The 6,068-nt window shown below is 73.5% G+C and carries 3 protein-coding genes; 1 reads left to right on the plus strand and 2 read right to left on the minus strand.

The features are described 5' to 3' along the window. Window positions 1–19: 19 nt before the first annotated feature. Entirely contained in the window at window positions 20–2,671 is a 2,652-nt protein-coding gene (locus ACFUVW_RS18885; protein ID WP_430572845.1) for a M14 family zinc carboxypeptidase, read from the minus strand. Between the two features lie 188 nt (window positions 2,672–2,859). Between ACFUVW_RS18885 and ACFUVW_RS18890 the strand changes: the two genes are divergently transcribed. Then, window positions 2,860–3,438 (plus strand): DinB family protein, encoded by a 579-nt coding sequence (locus ACFUVW_RS18890; RefSeq protein WP_430572846.1) that lies wholly within the window; start codon window positions 2,860–2,862, stop codon window positions 3,436–3,438. A gap of 83 nt (window positions 3,439–3,521) precedes the next feature. Here the strand turns inward: ACFUVW_RS18890 and ACFUVW_RS18895 are convergent, their stop codons facing one another. Further along, window positions 3,522–5,807, minus strand: a complete 2,286-nt coding sequence (locus ACFUVW_RS18895; RefSeq protein WP_430572847.1) for a sodium-translocating pyrophosphatase — start codon at window positions 5,805–5,807, stop codon at window positions 3,522–3,524. Window positions 5,808–6,068: the final 261 nt, after the last annotated feature.

Here is a 6,068-nt window from a genome sequence, read left to right on the forward strand (position 1 = left end):
GGGACGGTCGGACGCCGGGTCAGGCGTCCGAGGTCGCCCAGAAGAGCGCCTGCGCCGCCTGGCCCAGGCCGCCCTTCGGGTGGGTGCGGAAGAACACCGACGTGCCGAAGACGACGGCCCGCGCTCCGGACTCCGCCTCGCCCGAGACCACGGCCGCCTGGCCCGCCGCCGCGCCGGGGCCGTCGGATCCCGCGTCCGACGGCGCCCAGTGCCCGGCGAGGAACGGCCGGTCCGCGTCGTAGGACTGCTCGGCCGTGGTGCCCTCGCCGAGGTCCGTGAACCAGGTCGCCGGGTAGACGAACGCCTGGTCCTGCGGGTGCGCGGACAGGACCGACGAGCGCGCGGTGTCGACGTCGACGATCCCGTTGCCCGACCGGTTGCCCGTGACGGCCGAGCCCTCGACGAGCCCGTACGTCTCGGCCACGGCGAACGCGGCCGCCGTGCGACCCACGACCGAGCCACCGTCGTCCACCCAGCCCTGCACCGCCTCCCGCCCCGCGCTGCCGGCGGGCAGCGTCAGCGACGACCCCACCCAGAGCACGTCGGCGTCCTCGAGCCCCGTCGTGCCCGTCGCCGCGCCGGCCTCGATGCCGGCCGCCGTCACCCGGACCAGGTCGTCGAACCCGAGCTCGGTCAGGGACAGCAGATCGTCCGGGGTGCCGGCGTACGCGACCGTGAGGTCGTCGAGCTCGGCCGCCTCGTCCAGCCGGCGCAGCTCCTGCCGTGTCGCGGCCTCGAAGGGGACGTCGTGCTCGCGCGCGACCTCGCGGATCGTCCGGCCGTCGGCGCGCCCGACGACGGCACGCCCGTCGTCCAAGAGCCAGACCGGGACGTCGTTCTCGAGCAGCGCGTTGAGGGCGCGGTAGTCCTCGACCCCCGCGACGTCGAAGGCGAGGTGACGCGCGCCGTGCGGCACCTGTGCGTCCGACGGCTCACGGCGCAGCGGAACGACCTTCCCGACCGGCCGGTCGGTGGTCGACCCGACGCTGTCGACCGTCGCGCCCCACAGGGACGACAGGCTCCACGCCGAGATGTCGTACATGGACGGCACCTTCGCCGAGATGTCGGTGCCGAGGTCGAGCAGGGCGTTCGCCAGGCCGCGCAGCGGCTGGTGCAGGTCGACGACGAACGAGCCCTTCGGGTAGATGGTGCCGTCGAGGCGGGTCGTCCGCGTCAGCGTGCCGACCTCGATGCCGTGGAACAGGAGCTGGTCCACCAGCGCCTCGGCGTCGGCGGCCGAGCGCTGCCCGTCGCCGACGGGGATCACGTAGGCGCGCGGCAGGTCGACCGGGTCCTGGTCGTCGACCACGTCCCAGTGCTGCTTCCACTCGTCCGGCCCGGGCACGGCCGCCACGTCGTCGACCGTCAGCGCGTCCTTCGGCTCCCCCGCCACGCCCCGGCGGAACGCCTCGATCTGGTCGGCCAGCATGGCGTCGTGGTGGCCGGCCACGTAGTCGATCATCGAGGTCATCGTCTGCTTCGCCACCGCCGTGTTGATCACGGCGTCCTCGGGCGTGGTGGCCGGGCCGGTGCGCCTCTTCGGCAGCTCGACGGTGCTGGTCGTGGCGCCGTGGAACGCCGCGTACTGCGCGGTGAAGATCGGCGGGTAGTCGTCCCACCCGGACGGCGTGTCGCGGTACGGGATCTTGATGTAGCCGGTGTTCTCGTCCACCGCCTCGCCCGAGCCCGGGTCGTAGTAGGTGTTCCCGGGGATCTCGGCCGCGACCACGTCGTCCTCCACCTGCCGCGCGATCGCGTACCCGTGCGGGATGAACAGGTCGTACTCGTAGTTCTCGCCGTGCGGCGGCCCGCACGGCTCCACCTGCAGCACGTCCGTGTACCCGTGGAAGTCGGCAGCGTAGAGCGGCTGGAGCGCCTGCGCGGTCGCGACGAAGGACCGCGACTCCGGCGTCGTCCCGGTGATCATGTCGCGGTTGGCGTCGAGGCCCAGGCTCGTCGCCCGGGTGCCGACGGTGCGCCCGTCGGGGTTGAGCGTCAGCGAGAAGTACAGCCGGTGCTCCTCGAGCAGAGCCGTGGTGGCCGGGTCGTCGGACGTCGCCAGGTCGTCGATGACCTGCATCGCGGCGTCCGTGCCCTCCCACTCGTTGCCGTGGATGTTGGCGGTGATCCACAGCGGGGTCTTGTAGCCCACGGCGAGGCGCCGGTCGGACGCCGCCCGCTCCGGGGCGGTGCGGATCTCCTCGCGCCAACGGGTCTGCTGCGCCGTCTCCTGGCGGGACTCCGGCGCCGTCACGGTGACCAGGTACAGGTCGCGCCCGGCGGTGGACTGCCCGACCACCTGCGTCGACACCCGGTCGCTCGCGGCCATGAGGGCCGTCAGCCGCGGGGCGATCTCGGCGTAGCTGATCGTGCCGTTGAGGTCGGTCGCGTCGTCCTCCGCCGGCGGGTGCACGGTCAGGGTGGGCTGGGACGGGTAGGCGCGGAGCATGTCGATCGCGCCGCTCGTCCCGTCGCCGTGGCCGTGGCCGGGCCCGGAGCGCTGAGCCGTGCGAGCCAGCTCGGCGAACGACGCCGTGCCGGCTGCCGGGGTGTCTCGCTCGGGCCCGCGGCCCGGACGGTCGGGTCGGTCGTCGGCGGCCGCGGTGCCGACGATCGTCGTCGCCAGCAGGGTGAGGGTGCCGAGCACTGCGACGGTGCGTGGGAGCTTCATGGGTCTCCTTCTTCTCGTCGTCGGCGTGGACTCCGTCGTCCCGCCCGGGGCCGGCGCCGAGCGCCGTCCCCGGCCCAGCATGTCCTGACCCGGGAGCATCGGCACGGCCGGAAACACGACGTTCACCGGGGACGACCGGCGGCACTATCCCCTTGCGTGCGTCTGCCCCGAGGGAGTCGGATGGCGCCATGACGGATCCCGCCACCACGCCCGAGGCACGCCGGTTCCCCGACCTGTGGGTGGACCCCGAGGACGACCCCCGCCAGCAGTGGGCCGACCCGGTCGGCGAGCTGGAGACCCACTGGTCCTACCTGCGGTCCTACCGCGCCACGATCGAGATGAAGTGCGAGGGGCTCGACGCCGAGCAGCTCGCGCGCCGTTCCGTGCCACCGTCCACCCTGTCGCTGCTGGGGCTGGTGCGGCACCTGGCGAAGGTGGAACACTCCTGGTCCCGGCGCGTGCTCCAGGGCGCGATGGACCTGCCCAAGCTCTACGTCGCCGACGGCGGCCCCGACTGGGACTTCGACGGCGCCGTCGCGGACCCGGACGTCGTCGACGAGGCGTGGGCCACCTGGCGGCGCGAGACCGCCGCCGCCGACGCCTGGCTCGCCACGCAGACCGACGCGGACATGGCGCGGGTCGTCCCGTTCGACGGCACCACCTCGACCGTGCGCGACATCCTCGAGCACCTGGTCGAGGAGTACGCCCGCCACGCCGGTCACGCCGACCTGCTGCGCGAGTGCATCGACGGGCGGACCGGCCAGTAGCCACCCGCAGGACGGCGAAGCCCGGGCCGGGCCGCACCGTGCGCGGCCCGGCCCGAGCTCCTCCCGAGGTGCGAGGTGCCCCGTCAGGCGGGGACGCTCGCCGTCTCGTCCGCCTGCTCGCGGTCCACACGGGCCGCGCGGAGGCGGGACATGACGACCGCGCCGAAGGCGATCCCCGCCGCGACGAGCGCGATGACGATGCGCACCGCCTGGTTCGCGTCGGCCGGCACGCTGAGCATCACCACGGCCGGGGCGATGAGCACCGACACGAGGTTCATCACCTTGATGAGCGGGTTGATCGCCGGGCCGGCGGTGTCCTTGAACGGGTCGCCGACGGTGTCGCCGATGACGGTCGCGGCGTGCGCCTCGGAGCCCTTGCCGCCGAACGCGCCGTCCTCGACGATCTTCTTCGCGTTGTCCCACGCGCCGCCGGAGTTGGCGAGGAAGACGGCCATCAGCACTCCGGCGCCGATCGCGCCGCCGAGGAACCCGGCGAGCGGCCCGACCCCGAGCCCGAACCCGACCGCGATGGGCGCGAACGCCGCCAGCAGGCCAGGGGTGGCGAGCTCACGCAGCGAGTCGCGGGTGCAGATGTCCACGACGCGGCCGTACTCGGGGCGCTCCTCGTAGGTCATGATCCCGGGGTGCTCGCGGAACTGGCGGCGCACCTCGAAGACGATCGCGCCGGCCGCGCGGGTCACGGCGTCGATGGCGAGGCCGGAGAAGAGGAACACGGTGGCGGCACCGAGGATCACGCCCACGAGGGTCACGGGCGACACGATCTCGAAGCTCAGCATGGCCGGGACCAGCCCGGCGCCCCGCTCGGCGACGTCGGCCAGCGCCGTCGACACGGCGTCGGCGTAGGACCCGAACAGGGCCGTCGCGGCGAGCACCGCCGTCGCGATCGCGATGCCCTTGGTGATGGCCTTGGTGGTGTTGCCCACCGCGTCGAGGTCCGTGAGGATCTGCGCGGCCTCGTCGTCGACGTCGCCGGACATCTCGGCGATGCCCTGCGCGTTGTCGCTCACCGGCCCGAAGGTGTCCATCGCGACGATGACGCCGACCGTCGTGAGCAGGCCGCAGCCGGCGAGCGCCACGAGGAAGAGCGACAGCCAGAGCGAGCCGCCCGCGAGCAGGAAGACGCCGCAGATCGCGGCCGCGATGACGCCCGCGGTGTAGACCGCGGACTCGAAGCCCACCCCGATGCCCGACAGCACCACGGTGGCCGCACCGGTGCGCGACGTCGCGGCGACGTGCAGCGTGGGCTTCGACGTCGTGCCCGTGAAGTAGCCGGTGATCCACAGGATGACGCCCGCGAGGACGACGCCGATGACGACGGCGAGCGAGGCGACGACGCGCGGGTCGGCGGTGACCTCCCCGAGCTCGGCCGTGCCGGACAGCTCCGCGAACGACGACGGCAGGTAGACGAACGCGGCGACGGCGGCCAGCAGCGCCCCGACGACGGCGGACAGGTAGAAGCCGCGGTTGATGGCCTTGAGCCCGTTCTCGCTGCCCCGCACGCGGGTGACGAGCACGCCCAGCAGCGCGACGAACGCGCCGACGGCGGTGACGATCAGCGGGAAGACGAGGCCCTGCTCCCCCATGACGGCCTTGCCGAGGATGAGGGCGGCGACGAGCGTCACGGCGTACGACTCGAAGAGGTCGGCGGCCATGCCGGCGCAGTCGCCGACGTTGTCGCCCACGTTGTCGGCGATGGTGGCGGCGTTGCGCGGGTCGTCCTCGGGGATGCCCTGCTCGACCTTGCCGACCAGGTCGGCGCCGACGTCCGCCGCCTTGGTGAAGATGCCGCCGCCGACGCGCATGAACATGGCGAGCAGCGCGGCGCCGAAGCCGAAGCCCTCGAGCACCGCCGGCGCGTCCGACCGGTAGACCAGTACCACGAGCGCCGCGCCCAGCAGACCCAGACCCACCACGGACATGCCCACGACGCCGCCCGTGCGGAACGCGATCCGCGCCCCGTCGGCGCGCCCGCCGGCCCGGGTCGCGGCGGCCGCCACGCGCACGTTCGCACGCACGGCGAGCCACATGCCCAGGTAGCCGATGGCGGCGGAGAACGCCGCGCCCACGAGGAACGCGATGGACCGCCCCACCCGGACCCCGCCGTCCCCCGGCAGCAGGAACAGCAGCGCGAACACCACGACGGCGAAGAGCGCGAGGGTGCGGAACTGGCGGTTGAGGTAGGCCGACGCCCCCTCCTGGACGCCCCGCCCGATCTCCTGCATGCCGGGCGTGCCCTCGGGGGCGGCGAGCACCTGCCGCCGCAGGGTGGCCGCGCACACGAGCGCGGCCAGCGCGATGACGGCGATGACCGCGACGATCGTGATGCTGCTGGAACCGAACGTGAGCATCCGTCCTCCTTGACGTGCTTCCTCGACCCGGCGGGGACGGCGGTGACCGTCCGTCGGTAAGGTCCCGCCGTCGCCGTTGACGGCGGGATGCCGGGGAGTCTACCCACATGTGACGGCCGTCACGAACCACCGTGGGATCCTGGCCCCAACGTTTCCCGTCCGCCGACCGTCCCAGCGGGTGAGGACGGCACGGGAGGGACTGGTGGGTCGACGATGAGTCGCTGGGAGGACGAGCTCGCCGAGCTCGCACGGGCACGAGGC

Source organism: Isoptericola sp. NPDC057391 (assembly GCF_042668085.1).
Classification (GTDB): domain Bacteria; phylum Actinomycetota; class Actinomycetes; order Actinomycetales; family Cellulomonadaceae; genus Isoptericola.